The organism is Pseudochrobactrum kiredjianiae (assembly GCF_030362795.1).
GTDB lineage: Bacteria > Pseudomonadota > Alphaproteobacteria > Rhizobiales > Rhizobiaceae > Pseudochrobactrum > Pseudochrobactrum kiredjianiae.
In genome coordinates this window covers 67,745-88,349 of record NZ_JAUCBM010000012.1, presented here as the reverse complement: position 1 = coordinate 88,349, position 20,605 = coordinate 67,745, and the positions used below count along the sequence as shown (strand labels likewise).

Here is a 20,605-nt window from a genome sequence, read left to right as displayed (position 1 = left end):
TGACCTGCCACTGAGAATTTCCTCCAGAATGGATTAGAGTCCGGCCCGATAAAGGACGGACGAATGAAGAAGCAGCGATTTACGGAAGAGCAGATTATTGCGGTGCTGAAGGAGCAGGAGGCAGGCATGAAGGTGGCCGACCTGTGCCGCAAGTATGGGATTTCGGACGCAACATTTTATAACTGGAAAGCCAAATACGGCGGTATGGAGGTGTCCGAGGCGAAGCGCCTGAAGGCACTCGAAGAAGAGAACGCCAAGCTTAAGAAGCTGTTGGCCGAGCAGATGCTCGATGCCGCCGCACTCCGCGAGCTTCTCGCAAAAAAATGGTAGGGCCTGCCGCCAAGCGTGACGCCGTTGCACATCTGAAGGACATAATGGGTCTTTCGGAGCGGCGGGCCTGCCAGATTGTTTCGGCTGATCGCAAGATGATCCGCTATCGGTCCTGCCGACCGCCGGAGGTCGAATTGCGAGCAAAGTTGCGCGATCTCGCCAACGAGCGACGGCGCTTCGGCTACCGACGGCTGTTCGTCCTGCTCAGGCGGGACGGAGAGCCATCCGGCGTCAACCGCATCTATCGGCTGTATCGCGAGGAAGGGCTTTCGGTTCGCAAGCGGAAGGCTCGACGAAGGGCCGTCGGCACGCGTGCGCCGATCCTGGTCGAGGCGAAAGCAAATGCCCGTTGGTCTCTCGATTTCGTGCACGACCAGTTTGCATGCGGGAGACGGTTCCGGATCCTCAATATCGTTGATGATGTGACACGGGAATGCCTGGCAGCAATCCCGGACACCTCAATCTCCGGCCGCCGTGTCGCCCGAGAACTGACGACGCTGATCGAACGACGCGGCAAGCCCGGAATGATTGTCTCCGATAACGGCACGGAACTCACCTCGAATGCCATCCTGGCCTGGTCGAAGGATCACAAGGTTGAGTGGCACTATATCGCGCCAGGAAAGCCTATGCAGAACGGCTATGTTGAATCCTTCAACGGTCGGATGCGCGACGAATTGCTCAACGAAAGCCTGTTCTTTGGCCTCGATCACGCCCGCAGCGCCATCGCCCAATGGGCCGACGATTACAACAATTTCCGGCCACACTCGTCGCTGGGATACCAAACCCCGGCAGACTATGCTGGATCCATCGCCGCAACCGGCTCCAACGCTGCGCAAGATGAAAGCTTGGCGTTTCCGCCGGTTGCTACCAACACGCCAATTGGCGTAGTCAAAACCGCCGAGGCTCTAATCGCCGTTGGATGAAAGTTCAGTGGCAGGTCACAAAAGACAAATTCAATTCAAGGATTCTAAAAAGCATTTTTTTGACAAACCTAACAAATAAGTGCTTATGACTGATCGCAAATAACCGCCCAACAGCCCGTAACATCAAAAATACGTCTATTTTTGAATGGAACCAATTAGAGAAAATAAGAAATTAATTATGTTTTCTAAGTCCTTATCATCGGTAGACAAAAGTCTTGTTTATCGGCTTCTCAGAGATAATTTTTCAAAACATGCTCGTTTGTATGTCGTAGCAATCATTGCGATGCTCGTCGTGGCAGCCACAACAGCTATGAGCGCATGGATTATGCGCGACATAGTCAATGAAATGGTTGTGTCGCGTGACATACAGCAAGTTATGAAAATTGCTATTGCTGTAGCTGTTATTTTTACCGTTAAAGGCTTCGCAACTTTCTTTCAGGGCATGTTTCTCAGCAGAGCTGGTAACAGCATTATCGCGGAGCAACAGCGCAAGATTTATAACCGTTTGCTGCAACAAGGCGTATCATTTTATAATAATATGCCTTCATCGGATATCTTGGTACGTGTTACACATAATGCTCAGGCAGCCCGCGCTGTAATTGACACTATTGTCACCTCCTTTGTCCGGGATATGTTTACGCTGCTGGGTCTGGTCGCTGTTATGTTTTATCAGCAACCCCTGCTCTCTTTAATATCATTTATTTTTGGCCCGCTTGCCATTTTGGGCGTACGTATTTTGATGAAAAAAGTACGTAAGATTATGGAGCTTGAACTCTCATCTCTGACAAAAATCGTAGAGATTGTTCAGGAAACCACGATCGGTATCCGCGTCATCAAAACCTTTTCGCTGGAACATATCATGCGGAAGGAAATGGATACCGCAGTTAAGGCTGTAGAGAAGCGTGCCAATAGTATTGCTGTTTTAGAGGCTGCCACCAGCCCTATCATGGAGACACTGGCCGGTCTGGCAATCGCAGGATCAATAGCAATCAGTGCTATCTGGGTTCTTGAAAAAGGTAATACTCCTGGCGAGATGATGTCGTTTATTACGGCGCTTTTGCTGGCATATGAACCTGCCAAACGTCTGGCAAGAATGCGCGTTAGCATTGAGGCCGGCATGATCGGCGTTCGTATGATGTATGAACTGATTGACAAGCCAATTACGCTTACAGAGTCTGAAACAGCAATCGACCTTCCTAAAGGCAAGGGAGAAATTCGATTTAAAAACGTGCAGTTCAGCTACACAGACAACCAGCCGATTCTGCAGGATGTAAATTTACAATTTCCAGCGGGTAAAATGACCGCTCTGGTCGGAGCGTCTGGCAGCGGCAAATCCACTATCATTAACCTGATCATGCGTATGTATGACCCGGATCATGGTTCAGTGGAGATCGACGGTCATGATATACGACATGTAACCTTCACCTCGCTGCGAGAGAAATTGGCTTATGTCGGACAGGATACTTTCCTGTTCTCCAACACCATTATGTACAATATTGGTCTGGGCCATCCTAACGCGACGGAAGAAGATATTATTGCCGCTGCAAAAGCTGCTAATGCACATGATTTTATCATGAAAATGCAAAACGGCTATCAGACCCAAGTTGGCGATAATGGCAACAAGCTCTCCGGCGGTCAAAAGCAACGTGTCGCTATTGCGCGCGCTATGCTGCGCAACAGTGAAATTCTTATTCTGGATGAAGCTACCAGTGCTCTGGATTCAGAATCGGAAGCCTTGGTTAAAGAGGCGCTACAGAGGCTTACCGAAGGAAAAACCACCATTGTTATCGCACACCGACTGACAACAATTACGAGCGCTGACAAAATTATTGTTATGGAAGATGGTAAGCTTGCGGAAGAAGGCACACAAAACGAACTTCTTGCAGCAAATGGTATCTATAGCCGCCTTTATAACTATCAGTTCAATCCTACAGATGAGCTGATATAAAAAACGTTGCCTATCAGTGCTACCGTAGCGCTGATAGGTAATTCAACGGCATAAACGTATTCATCGGCAGTCAAAATCTCATATACTGCGCTATCTTTGGCGCATATTCTGCCCCGCATCTCATCCAGAGATCATCGGTGAGAAAGTACATCACGGAAAAGCCCCTATTATTGAGCAGAAGACGATCGTTTTGGGCGCCAGTTGTTTAACATCTTACCGCTTTACAGAAGGCGAAGATGAAGCAAGCTGTGCTTTATGCACCTATGCGTCATACTGTAATGTTTGGCAGGATGAGCCTTCGGGAAACTGTTTGACGTTTCGGCATTAACCGACAAGTGCTTGAGAAGAAACCGCAGCTTTCAACAGCAAACAGATCAACAGAGAAGGCTATATTCTCGACCTAGGCTCTACCCCCATGCATTGTGCGCACAATGATTCACCCATGGAGTATAGAATGAAACGCCTGATAATAGCATTTACCTGTGTGACGACTATCGGACTTGCAAGTGCAGCAGCTGATACGCTCGCTCTGGATAAATTAGACCGTGACATAGATGGATATTTGCAAAAAATCTTATCAAATGCCGATGCTGCGTGTTTTGAGCATATTATTACTAAAATTATAGCCAAAGAAGATCGCAAAGAATATTACCTAACATTTGAGGACACAAACCAAACTTCAGCGGTAGAAATTGGCTCCTATGACTCCAGCTATCTTTATACCTGTGTTGGCGGCAAATTATTATCATGGGATACTGGAGAAAGTACCGTCTTAGAAGACTTCACTTCAGCACAATGATTGTGCCTCAAGCATCCGAAAGAACCATTGTTGTGGCCGTCATGAGTTTCTCTCGAGTTAGCATTCAGAATGTTTAACCGCGTAAACGGCGCTTTTCATTTCCTTTGTAGAGTTATGGTTTGAATTTTTCCCTTGATAGGGAGCGTAACACGCTCTCATCAGGAACTTTTCAGCATTTGCTACGTTAATCTCTATATTTGTATCTGTATGGAGGAAATATAACGTGGCAATCACCCGTAAAGAAGAAGAGCGCGCGCTGAATGCAGATGAGTTTGAACTCGTAGGAAAAACGCGCCATCCGGCACTTCAGTCACTGCCTGATGCTGATTTAACTTCTCTGGTAAAACTTCTGAGAGAACGGCGCGAAAAAGCCAAAAGCCAAGCCCACCAAAGGCGAAGAGAAATCAGAGGCAAAGCATCTCCGAAAGGCAGCGCTGCATCCAAAGCTGATGACGGCTCAAAAACTAAACTCAGCGTGCTAGCTATGGCTATGCGCCGTACAAATGCGGAAGTTGAACGCCGCAGGCAAATGGCAGCAAAGCAAAGCCTTATTGAAAACGCACAACACGCTTTGGAAATGAAAAAACAAGCAGAAACTGACAAAGTGCCTTTTAATACCCGCCATGCCCATGAGGGCATGCGTAATATTCCAAACAAACTGGCCAATAGCCTTATCAACCCTATGGAACGCGGCAGGCTGAAAAAAGCTGCGGGTGTTTCCCAAGCTAAACGAGATCAACGTCAAGCCGCTGCATCATAAATGTATTTCAGACCGGGAATACCCGGTCTGACTTACTCATACAGGCAGTCAATTCCTGACCAATCTTCATCAGTCGCTTAGACTGACGTATGAAGGCTACCTGTCTGGTACTATATTCACTATGTATCAATCTGATAAATTAGAATAAATCCCGCTCCCAGCCTGTTCACAGACTGCAATCGAATGATAAAGCCAGCTGCGCAATAAATTTAACTTTGCGGAGACGCTCCAAATCAATAAGTTGAGCGTATCGTGGATGCTTCCTCGCCCATCACAACAGACCTATACACATCAAATATTTCAGCTGTATTTTGACAGTATTTTGATATTAAAAATCAATACCAACACATATTAGAGCACTTTACGTCCATGTTGGATCGCAGCACTCGCTCTATATCCTTGAGCGGTCGCATTGTAATTTCATACAAGATGATTCAACTTGAGTGCGAAATTGTATCGCTTACAAATTTAAAACAAATAACAAATAATACTAAAGTCTAAAATTGATATTAAATAAATAAAATGAAGCTTTGCGATAATTTATTTCTTTATAAAACAATATACCGCTATTGATTTTAATTAACAAACTATTAATCAGGTGGGAATTCTGAAATTAAATAAGTGATTCTTACAAGGAATAACCACATCATGATCATGCGTTTAACTGCAATCGTATGTTTATCTTTGATTTTAGCCAGTTGTGCATCAAAATCCAAAGATATTAAAGCATCTTATGTTTCACCAACATTATACCAAAACCTGTCATGCTCACAGCTAGCCGGCGAAGCACAAAGTGTCTCATCCCGCGCAGCAACAGCAGCTGGAGTGCAGGATAAAAACGCTAGCAACGATGCTGTACGCACGACCGTTGGGGTTGTACTTTTCTGGCCTGCTGTTCTGTTTAATAATGGAGACAATGCTCATGCAGCAGAGCTTGCACGCCTAAAAGGTGAAATGCAGGCAATTGAGGATGCAGCCCGACGCAAAAACTGCAAAATTCAGTTCAAAGCGAAATAACAAAATCAAAAAATTCAATATTCTTGAAATACTATAAAATGAACACATACGCTGCCGCACACGATGTGCTGTTAGTATAGCTGATTACGTTCAATTTTGCGTACTATGCTCAGCCCATTAGGCAGCGTATTTTCTTTCAGTACCTCCGAGAGAATACGCCCCGCTCCAAGCTGTCGGCAATTATTGCTATATGACGCTCAGCTTAAGTTGATCTAACAACTCGCGCCATTCATATGAGGTGGCTTCAGTGGCAGTTTAAGCCAGACTGACATCCCAATAAGAACAAAAATCGAAGATCTTGCTTTTCCATCAAACTAGAGCACCATGTGCCAGACTTGGCTCACGACGCTCTAAAACTTTTAAAATTAAAGCTGAATTCCTTAAACTGATCCAGATTTAAGGAATTAGGCTCTAATGACGCTGCAGCTTGATTTGAAGAATTGCAACATCCGTAAGCAATCATACACCCATGGTATATGCACAAATCAAAAGTGCGATTGGCAGCAATAATCAGAGAATCTCCGAAAAAGCATTTAAAACAGTTGAAAAACAATTTGGAAATGACTGAAACAGTCATATGGCGGAGGGGGTGGACTATCTGATCATTGTTTTTATTGTGTATTTTTTGATTTTGAAACTTTTGCCATATCCATAAATTTAATCAACATTATCGGCACTGGTTTCCGATCTCTCTGGAATTACAGCGTATTAACGCAGCTCAAAGAACATTATTCCCCACAATTAACAGGTGCCGCGCTTCCAGAAGAATCACTGTTGACTATTTTTTAAAAAGAGAACATTTGTAGAACAGAATTGTAATTTAAAAATTGTGACCACCCTTTTGCGCACTCGTTTGCGCCACGGATTTGCTATGCCATGCGTATACCAGAAACCATAGAACGTCTCTACCTCGACTTTGATGGCTTTTTCGCGAGCGTAGAACAGCAATGCGATAAGCGCTTACGCGGCCGACCGGTCGGCGTAGTGCCATTTGAAGGTACAGACCGGACGGCTGTGATCGCCTGCTCTAAGGAGGCCAAAGCCTATGGCGTGAAAAACGTCATGAAGATCAAAGATGCGAAAGCATTGTGTCCGGATCTGATATTGGTACCACAAAAGCCGGATCTATACCGCCGTGCTCATAACGCCCTACTCTGCGAAATTGAATCCGTCATTGCGATTGATACCGCCAAGAGCATTGATGAGCTGACTTGTGTTCTGGACGAGCGCAACCGTCGCGATCCGGAAACGCTAGCCCATAAAATCAAAGAAACAATCAAACTGAATGTCGGAGAGTTCATCACCAGCTCTATTGGCTTTGCAGCGAACCGGCAGTTAGCCAAGATGGCCTGTAAAGCTGGCAAGGATGCCAGCAAAAAAGCCGGCCAGTATGGCAACGGCTTAGCGATCTGGCACCCACACATGATGCCGAACCCGTTATTTCAGGTGAAGCTGACAGATGTGCCAGGCGTTGGCGACAACATGAGGATGCGTCTTGCCCACAGCCAAGTGATCACCACCGAGCAGCTTTACAACCTGCAACCCAAACACATGCGTAAAATCTGGCGCAGCGTGAATGGCGAGCGTCTTTGGTACGCCCTCCATGGTTACGATATCCAAGCCATAGCGCAAAAGCGCGGTATGTTTGGCCATGGCCGTGTATTGCCACCTGAGAGCCGCAGCATCAATGGAGCCTATGAGATTGCCCGCCTTCTGCTTGTGAAAGCTGGCAGGCGCTTACGGCGCGACGAATATTATGCCGAGGCCTTATGGCTTTGGCTATCTGTCCGCGACGGCTCATGGTTTCGCATTGTGAAAATGCCAACAGTTAACGACGAGCAAGCCATTATGACAGCCCATAGAATGCTATGGGATTATGTGCGCCGTGAACTGCCGCGAAACACAACCATATTTCGCGTCGGGATAACCCTTGCCGATCTGAGCCAAGCCAACGCTCGTCAGCTGGATATTTTCAATAACGACGATGTAATCAGGCAAAAGTGGGAAAAAGCCAACGGCGCAATGGATGCGCTGAATGCCAAATACTCCAGCACGATCGTGCACATGGGAGAATGGAAGCCACCTGCAGGCGGCCATGTTGGCGGTAAGATCAGTTATGTCCGGATCCCATCGGCAGAGGACTTCTACTGATGGGCAACTGGAAAACAAAATATAAAGTCGGTGATCTGGCCGACGATCAACGAATAGAAATGATCTGCAAGAAATGCAGCAGGCTTGTCTATATCACCAAGGCAACGATCTGCACGGCTAGAGGACGTGAGCAGCTCTATCTGGATGAAATTGAGAACCGTGCCCGATGTAAAGCGCAAGGCTGCAGAGGCCGTATGCGCATGGCTATGGATAGACAAGACGAAATGTCAGGCTTTGTCGGAGGACTAGCATAACTTCGTAGTAAATGAATTAATAGGCTCTATAATTGTGAGCACTGTTAATCTTGAAGGAAAAATATATGCGTCGAGACGAATATTGGAAAAACTTCAATCTTGGCACTGAATTAGATATTTCTGGTAGATTTTTATACAATGGCCTACAAGTTTTTCACGAAATGCAAGATTTTTCCGATGAAGAAGATGCATTCGAGTTTTTATATTTTATTGCTGTAGGTGTTGAGAGACTTCTAAAAATTGCAGTAATATTAACTGAGCACGACCAATCAATTGACCAAGCTAAGTTTGAACAAGGACTTATTACTCATAATCATCAAGCATTAATTTCTCGCATCAAAAGCCGCCATAATTTAAACCTGCACACGCAACACAACGATTTAATTGCGATTCTTTCTACTTTTTATAAGTCTCACCGTTATGGTCGATACAGTTTAGAATCTGTCGCTGCACCAGCACGCGAGCGTAATGATCTCGTTGCCTTCCTAGAAAGTCACCTATCGACCAATATCGAAACTAGCGATATATTCAATATTACAAAAAATGAGAAAAAATATAAAAAATTTATTGGTAAAACATTATCAAAAATCGTGACACCAGTTTTCAAAATAATTGTATCAGAAGCCTCTCGACTTAATTTAAATACTACTGAAATTAAATATAGGTCAAAGGCTTCAAAGATATTCTATAATGAAAGTTTTGATTTTGAGTCTGAGGATTTTTTACACGCTGAGTTACTAGCTTATTTTCTTTCTTCAAGTGCAAAAGGGCCAAATTCTAATTTTATTAGAGAAACAATGAAGCCATTACCTTTTGATCCAGCTTTAGAGGGTGAATATCTACAAGCACTTAGGTTTGAACAAGCTAAAATACCTATAATTGATGAAATGGAAGAGCATTATAATTTGGTTGAAAACTTCAAAGAGCGCAAAGAAATAATTGAAACTGCGGTTAGTCTCAGCCTCCACTCCTATATCGACGATGAGGATGAGGAGTTCAACTTCGAAGATGCATCGCCTTAACGTACTGATTATCTGTCGTAATTTCATTACTTCTTCGGATTAAAGGTAAAGCATGATGTGTCATGATACCCCGCTATGAGTAAGCAAAACGGTAATAAACGAAGCGCTTTTCATCCATTGGTGCAGGCATGTTGCGTGCAAAATTATGGGGTAAGCTTTGGCTTCTATGGACGTTTTAGTGCTGGATGGTTTTGCTATGAATACAAAGTTAACGGTAAAGAGACAGCTATATAAACAATACCCACACCAATTGGAGTAAAGTTTAATTCAATAGCCTTTCGAATTTAACGTATTACATTATTGTTTCAACTACATGATTCTGGATTTTTATTGAACACATGACACCTATAGCTGAGCGCATGAAGCTGGCTCTTGAAGAAGAATGCGTGCACATGGAGAACAAATGGTTCTTCAAGTGGTACCATATCGGAAGCCACGACGGAGTAGTGATTGATGACTTTCGTGGCGGTGCGATCAGATATGCTGGTTTAGCTTACACAGGAACACCAACTATTGTCTATTGGCAAACTATCAGTCACTATCTTCAACAAAAAATTGGGCAACTTTTTAACGAGTTAGAAGTCAGCGTTCAGAAATACACTTCCATCGAAACAAGGCGTAAGGCACTTTCTGAAAGCGAGAATTTGTTATGCATATTCGCAAATAAAATAAGACAGAAAGCAGTTGAAACAGATCAGCGGTTACGTAGCAATGGTGTCAAGTTTTCAGTAGTTCAAGATCGAGGCCGATGGAGTGGAACTTCTAGCGCGGCAATTGCAAGACGGATCGTTACTCTAGTTGAAATTTACTGTGATCAGGAGGATGAGAATTTGGCATTAGGGAACTTGATGACTGACACCGTTAGTCTGGTAAAGGCTGATGGCACCATGATCAAAGAGAATATCAAAGCCCGAGTTACGAGGGATATGATCACAACATTTGACACAAAATTACCCGTTGCAGTGGGTGACCATATTCTGCGCGCATTAAACAATGGCTTGGTTGATGATTTCGTTGTGCTGGATCCTTCTTTTAATTCGGCTGCAGGTACAATCAAAGCCCATTTCCAGATTAAAGTCAGGCGGTCAGACCACCCGGCCAATTCTCCTGCTCAGACCATTCAGCAAATCACACAAAACTTCCATGGAAGCCATGTTCGCGTTTACAATGATAATGCGATAGATCAATCGCACAATGTAACGACGATCAATAATACGGGTATCGATTTATCTCAACTGCAGGCTTTCGTTGCCGAACTAAAGTTAAATCTACAATCACTTCCTGAACAACCCCGTATTCAAATAGCGGAAAGTTTGGTTCAACTTGATAGAGAGATGAGCCTTGGACTCCCTGAACCAGCCAAAGCTAGAAGCATCGTGCAGTCCATTAAAAGTATCGCTGAAAATGCAGCCGGCGGAATTATCTCAAGTGGCATAGTTAGTATGGCCGCTAGTGTACTAACAGGATTGCCGATTTAAAATATGTGGCTCAATGACAAAAATCAAAGTTTCGAGCTGATTATGTGACCTAGTCATCGAAACATGAGGATTGCGAATAAAGTGTCTAATTTTTTATACCTTGATGGTATTCCTGCTGATGTTCCAAGCCGCGCAGGTGCATCTTTTTTTGCCTTTAATCCACAAGGATCATGGCGGTTCTCTATCGATGATGGCTTAAACGCCGTCGAGGTTGCAGCAGTCAATTTGCATGAAACAATCGTAAAAGCGATTTTTAAGGAACTACCCTACGCAGAGATGCTGCAGTTCGTGCCACCATTTATAGCAACTTTAGGCCATAACTCTGAAGCAAAAGGTTCAAAATCCGATTTTGAAAAGGTGCTTAGCCTAACGAATCGCATTCCAGAGTTACACCGCTTTCTATACCTCTATGACTGCCAGCGACTTGTCAGCGCTATTCAAGAGTGCGCCAAGGAAATTATTCAACTCCAAGGAGAATTCTACCGAACCTTCAACCTTGAACCGTTCTTTTATCCAGTTCTTCAACATGAAGATGGTATACGTTATTCGACATCACCAGTCGTAACCAAGCTTTTCGCTTTTCTTAGCTTTATTTTTATAAGGATGCACAGTTTGCTGGACTACACTGTAAAGGTGGCGATGGAAGCTGAAAAACTCCAAATCAACTTTACCCGCTATCCCAAAATGGCGAGCTCCAACGCTCAATATGGGGATCGAAAACGACTGAAGCTTAACAAAAAGCGGAATACACTCTTTGAAGACTGCAGCTTTCTCGTCACAGTTGAAACATTACGTAATCATATTATTCACAACGGGCTATTGGATGATATGCCAAAGGCATATGAGGTGATTAAAGAAAATATTACCGTTGAAAAGTACATCTTGATGCCCGACATGACAGATGGATACTTCGACAAATTACGTAATCGCAATTTATTTTATAATGAGGAAGACAAAATAAACCAACGTCTCCCTAACTTAGTCAAAGAATTCATGAATCGACAGGAAGCGACACTTCACTTAATTAGTGAAGACTTACGGTCGCGTTACAATCTGTGAATGGCAGCTGTTAAAAGTAAACCTCCATATAATCACTAATCCGAAATATCATTGGTTCGATTGCGGTAAGAATACATATCTGCAAAAAATATCTAATGAATCTATTAATAAGCACAATCTAAGCACTTTACTGCGCCTAGGCTAAATCCGTTATTTCATTGATATTCTGTTAGATACGAATGCAAACAATGCATCACTGATCCACATTGCACTTACACCCACTAAGAAAGCGCTTGCATGCATGGTGACATTGCTTCCATCGTCTGGGGGCAAAGGGAAATGGATTGCCTTCAGGTAATGGACTAAGGGTTCTGTCAAATAGCCTGCTCCCAAAGCCCCGCACACAGGTGAGGCAATTGTTTCACGGAATGTATGTTGGTTTCGGGATAGCGCTCTCAGAACGCCGCCTGCAAAACCGGCAATCACGACTGATATCTTCAAACCGTAAGGATTTAAGGGGTCATCCATGTCACCAACACCCCTGCTTTGTCCCGAACCGATTATGCGCCGCAACCTGATTAGCGAATGACCGGTCTTTAGTTGTGATTTGAATGGAGGTCTCAAGGTTTGGCTGAAGCTTCTCGAAGCCCGAGCACACATTTAGAGATGTCTTTGTCTGGCAAGCCGTAATCACGGCACAAAGCATCAGCAGCGGAATGAGAGACTTGCGCATTGATAGCACCTTTTTCACACAAAGTTTTGACAGAGGAAATGGCTGCAGCATAGTTGTAGCTTGCCAGTGCATCACGACGGCCGAGGTGGTAAAGCCCACCGCCAGCCAAGGCTAAAGCGAGCAGGATCAATCCATAAATCTTCATGCCTCACCCCGCTTTCTGAGGATAGAGACCAGGCCCACTGCAATGCCTACAATAATCCCAACTGCCAGCGCCCATTGCACAGGCCCCGAGCCGGAAAACAGACTGGCAGCGGCTGTCAGCAGCGCACCAAGCGGCCCCCATGCTTCAGGCTTTTTCAATGTCTGTGTGATTGATGTGTCTATGGGGTTGGCTTTAGCAGATGCTTCTAAAACGTCCGTATCCAGCACACTTCCCTGTGTTAGTTGGCGCGCCTGCGTCTCAACATTCATCACCCGCTTTTGCCAGCCCCGACCAAAGGTGCTCCATGTTTTGAGTGATTTCATAAAGCGTAGCCGTTCAGCGGCATAAGCGCCGATCAGATCACCTTTATACCCCTTCACAGCCGCAAGCGTCTGGCCGCCGACTATACCATCAGCTACTACACCAATGACACGCTGCAGCGATTTCACAGCCTGTGCGGGACCGCTATTCACTCCATAATCGAAGGTCATAAAATCGATGCCCACCGGCAGCAGATCACCGCCGGATTGTGTCCAGTAAGAGCGCTGATAAATTACCGTTGCTTCCTGCTTGGTTAGCGCCTTAACTTCCGCAGGTGAAACACCTGATACCCCACGATGCGCAGCCAGCGTCTTATGGGTTATGCCGTATTTGGTTGAGCCACCGGGATCTTTGGGATTGTTCACATAACCGCCTTCATGACCGAACATCAGATCAAGCGCGGTTGTTAAGGTTTCACGCATGTGATTTCCTTTTCTGGATATAAAAATAGCCCCGCTGGGAGGAGGCTTGTGATGTGCAATTTCAGGGAAACGAAAAGAGCAGTTATTTTACTCATCGCTGCGTTCAGCCTAACCGCCTGCGGCGCAGGAAAGGCAGCGATGGATGCAGGGAAAAGCTTTGACCGTTACAGCTGCATGTCCCAGAACTTTAAGGGAAAAACACCGTGCCCTACCTTGTCTTCACCGGCAGATAAGCCATAAACATCGGCGCAAAAGCAGTCTATTACATCATTGATGAACGTATGCGTTTAAGGCTTGCGTAACGTGCCCGCGAAAGCCGCTATGCACGGCCAATACCAACCTGCCCTGGTAAAATATTACCAGCAGGCGGTTGTGATACCGGCTGCGGAATTTTTGGTGTTTTCGAGCTATTGTTATTCGTTTTGACAGTGCTGGCCGCATTGTCTTTCTTTGGCTTGGCTTTCGCTTTTTTCGTTTCTACCGGCTTAAGCTTGGCCTCGATCTCGGTCAGATATCCGGCCTTGTATAGTCGGTGCGTGGCACTCTCAATGATAAATTCAATGCCATCGACCTCTGGTCGCACACCGGAATAGGTAAAAGGCGCACCGGCGCGGATCGTGGGATCTCCAAATACTGTAACCGATGTCTTGATAGTTTCTGACTTTAGGCTTTCAGCCTTAGCCTTAGCCGCGCTTTTCGCCTCAGCCTCAGTGGCAAAGTTTTCTTTCAGCGTAAAATCGGCAGTGCCTTCCGCATCACTATCAGCATCAACACCGTCCGTTCGGGCCTCTGCCCTGTTACGGGCTTTGGCCTTGACCTTGCGCACCTTTTTTCGATGAGAAAAAGTGACACGGCAGGTTCCTTCAACGATCTGGGCGGGGGTAAGAATGATTTTTGTCAGAGCTTTGCCACTGGCCGACTGACCGCTGCCACGCTTTGCAAAGATCAGCTTGCCATCTTTCACGGAAAACAACGCACCATGCTTGCGGGCTAGCCGCTCCACAAAGTGCATATCACTTTCATCCTGCTGCCCGATCCATGGATATTTATGTGCGGAAACTTCCGCACTAATAATCGGGGTTAGGCTATTTTCTGAAGCAATCTGCTGCAGGATCTCTGCAACAGTCTTATCATCCCAATGGCGCGACCGGCTCTGCTTAAACTGATCACGTGTGTTTGTACCCGCACCGGAGATAGTCATGCCGTAAGGCAGACACCGTACTTCCGGCTCATCAATTGTATAGGTTCCAAACGGCAATAGCCCCGTCTCTTTATATCCAAGCGATACTTCAAGCTGATCACCTTTTTTAGGAATGGCGGCATAAGGATTGCCATCATTGAGATCAACTTCAACCGTATCGGAACCTACCCCTTCTTTATCTGTAATAGATAGAGACAACAGGCGCTCATTCAAAATAGATGCGACAGGTTTTCCGTTGACTTTTATTTCGAATACTGGAGTCTGCATTAAGAAGTTCCTTTTTATTAAAAGGAATAACTTTTCAAATTAAATAAGCGGGGCGTAAAATGAAAAAGTTATTTTGCGGAATTTTAGGCGTGGCATTGTTTGCATCAATGTCACCCGCCAATGCACAACAATACAAATTAAAAGCGCTGGGAGATGCCAGCGTCATTTTTGTTTGGAATTCAGCAGATGATCGATCTGAAGGTTATAAGCTTATTCAAGCTGGGGTACATAAAACCAGCCCTCAACTTCTGATGCCACTAATAGCATGCGTAGCGAAGCCGGGAAATAAAGTGATTGTCACTGACATGGGCTTTGTTACCCATGATATAATGGTTGTCGATGGAGAAAATGTTGGCTGCCGCGGGAACATTGCAGCGGAAGAACTAGGTCGTTAATCCCACAGTGTTATAATCGCTGGAATACTTTCTGCCCGTGTCAAAGCGGGCAGTTTGATTTTTGTGCCCGTTGGCAATCGGTGCAGGAGTGCTGCCAATCCGGGATTGGCTTCCAGCACCTGCTCAACATAGCCACTCTCCCCTCCATAAATCTTACGGCAGATTACATCGAGTGCCTCACCTTGATGTGTTGTATAAATCCGGCTCATGGCTTCACCCGAACAAAGATTGAATAACGGAAACGGGTGAGAAATTCCCACCCGTGTAGCGGCGAAGCTGGATGCGGAAAACATCCATGCGTGGTAAGCCCATTGCTGTGTGATAAGTCTGATCTTCGCTCACGCCCTCGATGACATGCAGACCATAGACATTACCAGATAGTGTTATCAGCGGCAGCACAGATCCGGCCATGGCAGCAGCGCGTAGACCTTCCAACACAGCCAAGCCACCAAACTCATGCGGAAACAACACACCTTCAATGGTAGTCAGATCATCATCACCGCCAGTCCATTGCATACGGTTCAAACCGCCGACCGTGGCAACATCTGCCCAGCGGGTAGAAAGCTCACGACCAAGGCCGTTATAGCCAAAGCGCAGAGAGTGAAACATGAATGGACCAAGGCACATAGGTATTGCCATTACATCCCCCCGTCTGAGTATGCACGATTTGAAACAGAACCAATTTTTGCACTGATTGCACGGGCAACCTGATCTGCAATTTCAGCAGCGGAAGCGCCAGTCTTTGCATGAACGACAATATGATTGACGATTGAAGGAGCTGCAGCCGGAGCGGCACGCCCGCCAGAGTTTTGATTGCCGGATCCAACTGCCTTTCGCAAAATACCGAGCGTATCAAAATTGCTACTGACAAAACCATTCTGCGGGAATGTCACCAGCTCCGGTCCTTTTTCACCGACCAGATAAGTGCCACCTTCCCTCACGGGTCCGCCGGAGGCTCTTGCACCATCAATACCGCCCGCCAGATTTTTCGGAATTGGCGCGCCACCAGTAATTGCAGGCGTGATTTCACCGCTACCGCCAAGACCAAAAGGCCATTTAATCATACCGGAGAGATCGATATTCCCAATGGCCTCTGTAATTCTACCCGGAATACCTTTGACCCATTCCATCAGCTCTCCAAACTTCTGAACCATACCATCCCAGAGCGATTGAATAATCTGCATACCTGCGGAGCCAAAATTACTCGCAGCAGCAATGATCTTGCCCGGCAACTCAATAATGTAGCGGAGAGTTTCGCCGACAAATTTACCAGCAGCAATACCGGCACGTGTCCAGCCACCGCCCATCTCATCTATGGGGCCGAGCAAATTGGATACTTTTTCCCAAAGCCATGACACCCCATCAATTACCGGCTGAATAACCGGCATGACCGGTGATAGCGCTTTCATAAAAGCCCCTTTGAAGGCTTCAAATGCAAGGGTAACACCAGTCCAATTGTTATAGATCCAGATACCAGCCGCAGCCAAACCAACAGCTATCGCACCAACACCGGTGCCAATAACCGCTAGCTTTAAAAGATGGAATGCAGCAGTCACCAAACGCAATGGATTGAGAAAGGCAAGCATGCTTGTTGCGAGTGCTTTGCCCGCAGCGCCATGCCCTGCAATTGCGGCTGCAGCGCTATAACCGATCATTGCGGATCGCAGTGCCTTGAACCCAGCTATAACCGGAGCGAAAGCAATTCTCCCCAAACTACGGGTAACACCAAGAGCCGCGATACTCAGATCAAGAAAGGCACCTTTTACGAACAGTCCGGCATATGAGGCCGCAGTGGTCGCGACCTTGAAAGCAATGAGTGCAGATGTAGCCAGCACCAAGCCACGAGTCAGCTCCGGATTGGCTTCAATCCATGCGGCCATGCTATTCATAATCGGCTCAAAAGTATCTGCCATATCAGCAAGAACAGGGATCAGTGCTGCACCAATAACAGTGTTGATCCTTTCCATAATAATGGCGAACCGCTTTGCTGCCATCTCACCGGTTTGCAGGCGGCGCTGATAATCAGCTTCCACAACACCCTGCGCGGCCATAGCCTCCGCTCGGATACGGCGGTATTCCTGAATATTCTGGATAAGGGGACGGATACCCTTTTGCACTTCACTATCTGAGAACAGATCACCAAGTTTTCCGAGGTCACCTTTCAGTGCCTTATTAGTAATTTCTGCAATAGCTTCAATAGGTGTCAGACCACGCTTTGCAGCAGCTTTTAGTTCTTTTTCAAGATCAACGCCCATTTTATCAAAGGCTTTAACCGTCTGCGGAGCACGGATTTTTTGCAGGACGTTGGCAAGATTGTTCGCTGCTGATGAGCTGTCACCCGTCCCCTTGCGAACGATCTGCAGCGCGGCTGCGAGGTCAGCAACAGATGATACGCCAGTCTGTCCCAAGCCCTGATAGGCAGCACCAAGCGACGGGAAATATTGCGCCATATCCTTCAGCTCAAAGGCACCGGCTTTACCGGCCTCCGCCATGGCATCCAGAGCCTTAGTAAACTGATCGGCTGGAACTTTAAGATTATCCAAAGCGGCATAACCGGCCTGTGCGAGATCCGTCACGCTGGCCTTATAGGCAGTCGCTGCACGGCCAATCGGCATAAGCAATGCAAGGGAGTCTTCACGGTTCGCCCCCATACCGGCCAGCACATCCATGCCCTCAGCCATTTCCATGGTTGATTGCGTGACCTGCCGTGCAATCTCACGCACTTCCTGCCCCAGCTTTGGCAAAGCTTTGACAGGAATGTCGATTTTCTGACCGATATCTTCAAGCTTGGCCTCAAACGCGGTGGCTGCATTGAGTGGCGCGGAAAGCCCCTGATATAGGGCATATCCAGCACCAACCGCATCCAGCATTTTACCGCGCATGGCGGCAAGCTTAGCTGCATTTGCCTCACTTGCAGCGGTCAGGTTCTTCATTGCAGCACTGAGGCCGCGTGACGGCGCAGTAAACTGATCAATCAGCGCCACGATCAGTTTGGAAGTTTGAACAGCCATCAGGAAGCCCCGTTACGAACACGTAATAATCGAATAGCTGCGGCGTGATAGCGCTTGGCTTTACTCACCGGCCATGCCTCGATGACATCAACCGGCGTCGACAGTTCCGAAGCAATCAGAGAGATTGCATCAATCCAGCCGCCGCTTGTTACTCCCCCATCAGGGGAGTAACTTCTGTCAGAATGCGTGTAATTTCCCGCATAGGAATATTCATCAGTACCGGCAGCGGCACACCGGCCATGCCAGACATAATTGCCAGCATCTTTTTAAACTGCCCCTCAACAAGATCCGCAGCACAGGCATCGCCTGCAGTTGCTTCACGAAAAGTGAGACTGGTAATCTCTTTGCCGTCATGCATAATCGGCTTTGATAGGGTCACGGTAATTGTATCAGTCATAGAACCAGTTCCCCTTATGCCAACAAGGCGCTGCGGATAGATTGCGTGCGCGATGTGCCGCCGATGATGACTTCAAACGGCGTCATCTCGATCAGGGTACTGCCTTCAACTTCCAGCTTGTAATAGCGCAGCGTGATCGAGAAATCGTTTTCCGCCATATCACCCGCCTTCCATGAACCATGATCATTTTTGATCAAACGGCCACGAATATAGGCGGTGGCATTCACAACGGTGCCATCCTCATGCGCCAATGCGCCGGTGACCATAAATTCTCGTTCAGCACCGATTTCCAAGCCGAACAGCACAATCACCTGCGGATCAAAACCTGAGAGTTTGAAACCGGCTTCCATTTTCTCAAAGCCCATCGGAATATCGATAGGCATGACCATACCGGCGTTGCGCAATTCTTCGACTTTTTCAGTCGGCACAGGCAGCGTGATTTCACTTGCCTGCCCGATTTTTGATACGCGATCTGCAAAGATGGTGCAGTTGCGCAAGACATAACGAGGCATGTCAGACATAAGCCCAACCCTTCATTGATGAGTGATGTTAACGAAAAATGAGAAAAGGCTGATGATCAGCCTGCAGCACCGGAAGAGATTTCCTGTGCCACTTTATTCAGCAGCAGCGTATAGCTGGCGATATTACGGTGCGCGGTAATACGGATATCAACCATCGGTGCCGGTGGTTCAAATTTAATACCAAGCTTGATAATACCCTGTGCCATGTCATTGTCCGTATTCGTATCCAGTAGCCAGACATCATGCCCAGGCAAAATGGCACCCTCAGTTTCCATCTGGCGCAAGAACGCCCGCCCGCCTTCCACCATGAATTTCAGATTGGCACGGGAGAATGGCTTATCAGAAAAGACCAGATAAGATTTTTCCATAGCCTCATTGATCGCATCCGCAGTGCGGCGAACAGAGACAAACTGCCAAAGCAGATCCGCAGCGCATGTCCAAACACCCCACAAGCGAAAACCGGTATTGTCGATATTCACAATAGTATTGATGCGGTTTTCATTGAGGTAATTTGACTGATCGCCATATTCAATCGGGCGGTTAACCCCCGCAATACCGGCAGCATCAACATTAGATCCTGCCCACCAATAGCCCTGCTCTAAATCCATCCGCGCCTGCCGCGCCGCAAAGATCGGCGAAGACGGCACCGGCACATTTGCTTCCAGCTCGGTGTCAAACTTCAACACCTTCGGATCGCAGATAAAGACACGGGCTGAATTGATGAGACCGCGATACTGCACTGCCGCCTGATCGGTCGTATCCGGTCCGTCAACATAGGCAATGGCTTTCAGCTTTTCGGCAACGACCATTAATTCGGCAACAACAGGATTCATCACAGAACCAATATTGGCGGTTGCCGTGGCACCTGATGCACCAGTCTTACCGGTGATGACGACTGTAGCGGTGCCGGTATAACCGAAACCTGCTTTACGCACGATAATGCCGGTAATAGCCCCCTCAGTAATAATCGCCTCAGCTTCAGCACCTGTACCTGTGCCAGTAATCTTAACCTTGGTTGTGTCCGCATCATAACCGGAGCCGCCGACAGTCACATTGACTGATGCAATACCGTCTGCTGCAGAGGTTTGCGTAAAGCCCGGTGCCAACAACATTTTCGGTTTATACAGCCCGTCGGATGCGGCACGGCGAAACGCATGTACACCGATGAAAGCGGTCTGATCACCGATTATCTTTGCCCATGTAGCAGCTGCGGTTTCGCCCTCTTCGACACGTACCACAATGATCGGACAACCGACCTGATCATAGATACTATCAATTGCAGCTTTCAGCGTACCAGCATCACCGAGACCTTTAGCATCCTGTACGCGCAGGATCTGCACCGGTTTATTCAAGGGAAAGCTTGCTGCATCGGCATCCGGTGCAGTACCGATCAGACCAAGCACTGCGGTACGCGCCATGCGTACAAGCATAGGGGTTTCGGCACTCTCAAATACACGCGTGCCATGGTGAAAGGACACTGATGCCATAGTGGCACTCCTTATGGTTAGACC

Annotated in this window: 21 protein-coding genes; 11 read left to right on the top strand and 10 right to left on the bottom strand. The window is 46.8% G+C overall.

Annotation, left to right across the window (positions count from 1 at the left end):
• Positions 1-63 precede the first annotated feature (63 nt).
• The 10 genes from QUF18_RS17015 to QUF18_RS16970 all read left to right on the top strand — a co-directional run bounded on the left by QUF18_RS17015 (position 64) and on the right by QUF18_RS16970 (position 11,741).
• A protein-coding gene (locus QUF18_RS17015) for an IS3 family transposase (RefSeq protein WP_289386482.1) occupies positions 64-1,253 on the top strand; the annotation gives its coding sequence in 2 pieces (ribosomal slippage) (positions 64-316 and positions 316-1,253; 1,191 coding nt in all).
• A gap of 178 nt (positions 1,254-1,431) precedes the next feature.
• Positions 1,432-3,201, top strand: coding sequence for an ABC transporter ATP-binding protein (locus QUF18_RS17010; protein WP_289388473.1), 1,770 nt, complete (start codon positions 1,432-1,434; stop codon positions 3,199-3,201).
• Positions 3,202-3,655: 454 nt separating this feature from the next.
• Positions 3,656-4,000, top strand: coding sequence for a hypothetical protein (locus QUF18_RS17005; protein ID WP_289388472.1), 345 nt, complete (start codon positions 3,656-3,658; stop codon positions 3,998-4,000).
• 223 nt (positions 4,001-4,223) lie between these two features.
• Positions 4,224-4,760, top strand: a complete 537-nt coding sequence (locus tag QUF18_RS17000; RefSeq protein ID WP_289388471.1) for a hypothetical protein — start codon at positions 4,224-4,226, stop codon at positions 4,758-4,760.
• Positions 4,761-5,408: 648 nt separating this feature from the next.
• Positions 5,409-5,777 (top strand): hypothetical protein, encoded by a 369-nt coding sequence (locus tag QUF18_RS16995; protein ID WP_289388470.1) that lies wholly within the window; start codon positions 5,409-5,411, stop codon positions 5,775-5,777.
• Between the two features lie 876 nt (positions 5,778-6,653).
• Complete coding sequence (locus QUF18_RS16990) at positions 6,654-7,928, top strand: Y-family DNA polymerase (protein ID WP_289388469.1); 1,275 nt, start codon at positions 6,654-6,656, stop codon at positions 7,926-7,928.
• Entirely contained in the window at positions 7,928-8,182 is a 255-nt protein-coding gene (locus QUF18_RS16985; protein WP_289388468.1) for a hypothetical protein, read from the top strand. Before QUF18_RS16990 ends, QUF18_RS16985 begins: the two co-directional genes overlap by 1 nt.
• A 65-nt stretch (positions 8,183-8,247) precedes the next feature.
• The gene (locus QUF18_RS16980) at positions 8,248-9,204 is read left to right on the top strand and encodes a hypothetical protein (RefSeq protein WP_289388467.1); all 957 of its coding nucleotides are present in this window, start codon (positions 8,248-8,250) and stop codon (positions 9,202-9,204) included.
• Positions 9,205-9,542: 338 nt separating this feature from the next.
• Entirely contained in the window at positions 9,543-10,682 is a 1,140-nt protein-coding gene (locus tag QUF18_RS16975; RefSeq protein WP_289388466.1) for a hypothetical protein, read from the top strand.
• An 81-nt stretch (positions 10,683-10,763) separates the two neighbouring features.
• Complete coding sequence (locus QUF18_RS16970; protein WP_289388465.1) at positions 10,764-11,741, top strand: hypothetical protein; 978 nt, start codon at positions 10,764-10,766, stop codon at positions 11,739-11,741.
• Positions 11,742-11,891: 150 nt separating this feature from the next.
• On the opposite strand, the gene QUF18_RS16965 is transcribed toward QUF18_RS16970, so the two are convergent.
• From QUF18_RS16965 to QUF18_RS16945, 4 genes are all read right to left on the bottom strand, one after another.
• Positions 11,892-12,209: a hypothetical protein gene (locus QUF18_RS16965; RefSeq protein WP_289388464.1), complete on the bottom strand. Its 318-nt coding sequence runs from the start codon at positions 12,207-12,209 to the stop codon at positions 11,892-11,894.
• Between the two features lie 92 nt (positions 12,210-12,301).
• On the bottom strand, positions 12,302-12,559 hold the full coding sequence (locus tag QUF18_RS16960; RefSeq protein ID WP_289388463.1) for a hypothetical protein: 258 nt from the start codon (positions 12,557-12,559) through the stop codon (positions 12,302-12,304).
• Complete coding sequence (locus QUF18_RS16955; protein WP_289388462.1) at positions 12,556-13,302, bottom strand: glycoside hydrolase family 108 protein; 747 nt, start codon at positions 13,300-13,302, stop codon at positions 12,556-12,558. The genes QUF18_RS16960 and QUF18_RS16955 overlap by 4 nt, the downstream gene beginning before the upstream one ends.
• Positions 13,303-13,621: 319 nt before the next feature.
• Positions 13,622-14,770 carry a phage late control D family protein gene (locus QUF18_RS16945; RefSeq protein WP_289388460.1) on the bottom strand — a complete coding sequence of 383 codons (1,149 nt, stop codon included), beginning with the start codon at positions 14,768-14,770 and terminating at the stop codon, positions 13,622-13,624.
• Positions 14,771-14,829: 59 nt separating this feature from the next.
• Here QUF18_RS16945 and QUF18_RS16940 point away from each other — a divergent pair, with 59 nt between their 5' ends.
• Positions 14,830-15,165 (top strand): hypothetical protein, encoded by a 336-nt coding sequence (locus tag QUF18_RS16940; protein WP_289388459.1) that lies wholly within the window; start codon positions 14,830-14,832, stop codon positions 15,163-15,165.
• On the opposite strand, the gene QUF18_RS16935 is transcribed toward QUF18_RS16940, so the two are convergent.
• The 6 genes from QUF18_RS16935 to QUF18_RS16910 form a co-directional block, all read right to left on the bottom strand.
• The gene (locus QUF18_RS16935) at positions 15,162-15,374 is read right to left on the bottom strand and encodes a tail protein X (protein WP_289388458.1); all 213 of its coding nucleotides are present in this window, start codon (positions 15,372-15,374) and stop codon (positions 15,162-15,164) included. The genes QUF18_RS16940 and QUF18_RS16935 overlap by 4 nt on opposite strands.
• A 4-nt stretch (positions 15,375-15,378) precedes the next feature.
• On the bottom strand, positions 15,379-15,804 hold the full coding sequence (locus QUF18_RS16930; RefSeq protein WP_289388457.1) for a phage tail protein: 426 nt from the start codon (positions 15,802-15,804) through the stop codon (positions 15,379-15,381).
• Positions 15,804-18,176 (bottom strand): phage tail tape measure protein, encoded by a 2,373-nt coding sequence (locus tag QUF18_RS16925; RefSeq protein WP_289388456.1) that lies wholly within the window; start codon positions 18,174-18,176, stop codon positions 15,804-15,806. Before QUF18_RS16925 ends, QUF18_RS16930 begins: the two co-directional genes overlap by 1 nt.
• A gap of 148 nt (positions 18,177-18,324) precedes the next feature.
• The gene (locus tag QUF18_RS16920) at positions 18,325-18,573 is read right to left on the bottom strand and encodes a phage tail assembly protein (protein ID WP_289388455.1); all 249 of its coding nucleotides are present in this window, start codon (positions 18,571-18,573) and stop codon (positions 18,325-18,327) included.
• Positions 18,574-18,587: 14 nt separating this feature from the next.
• Positions 18,588-19,094 carry a phage major tail tube protein gene (locus tag QUF18_RS16915; RefSeq protein WP_289388454.1) on the bottom strand — a complete coding sequence of 169 codons (507 nt, stop codon included), beginning with the start codon at positions 19,092-19,094 and terminating at the stop codon, positions 18,588-18,590.
• A 56-nt stretch (positions 19,095-19,150) separates the two neighbouring features.
• A complete protein-coding gene (locus QUF18_RS16910; RefSeq protein ID WP_289388453.1) occupies positions 19,151-20,581 on the bottom strand; it encodes a phage tail sheath subtilisin-like domain-containing protein in 1,431 nt (476 codons plus the stop codon).
• Positions 20,582-20,605: the final 24 nt, after the last annotated feature.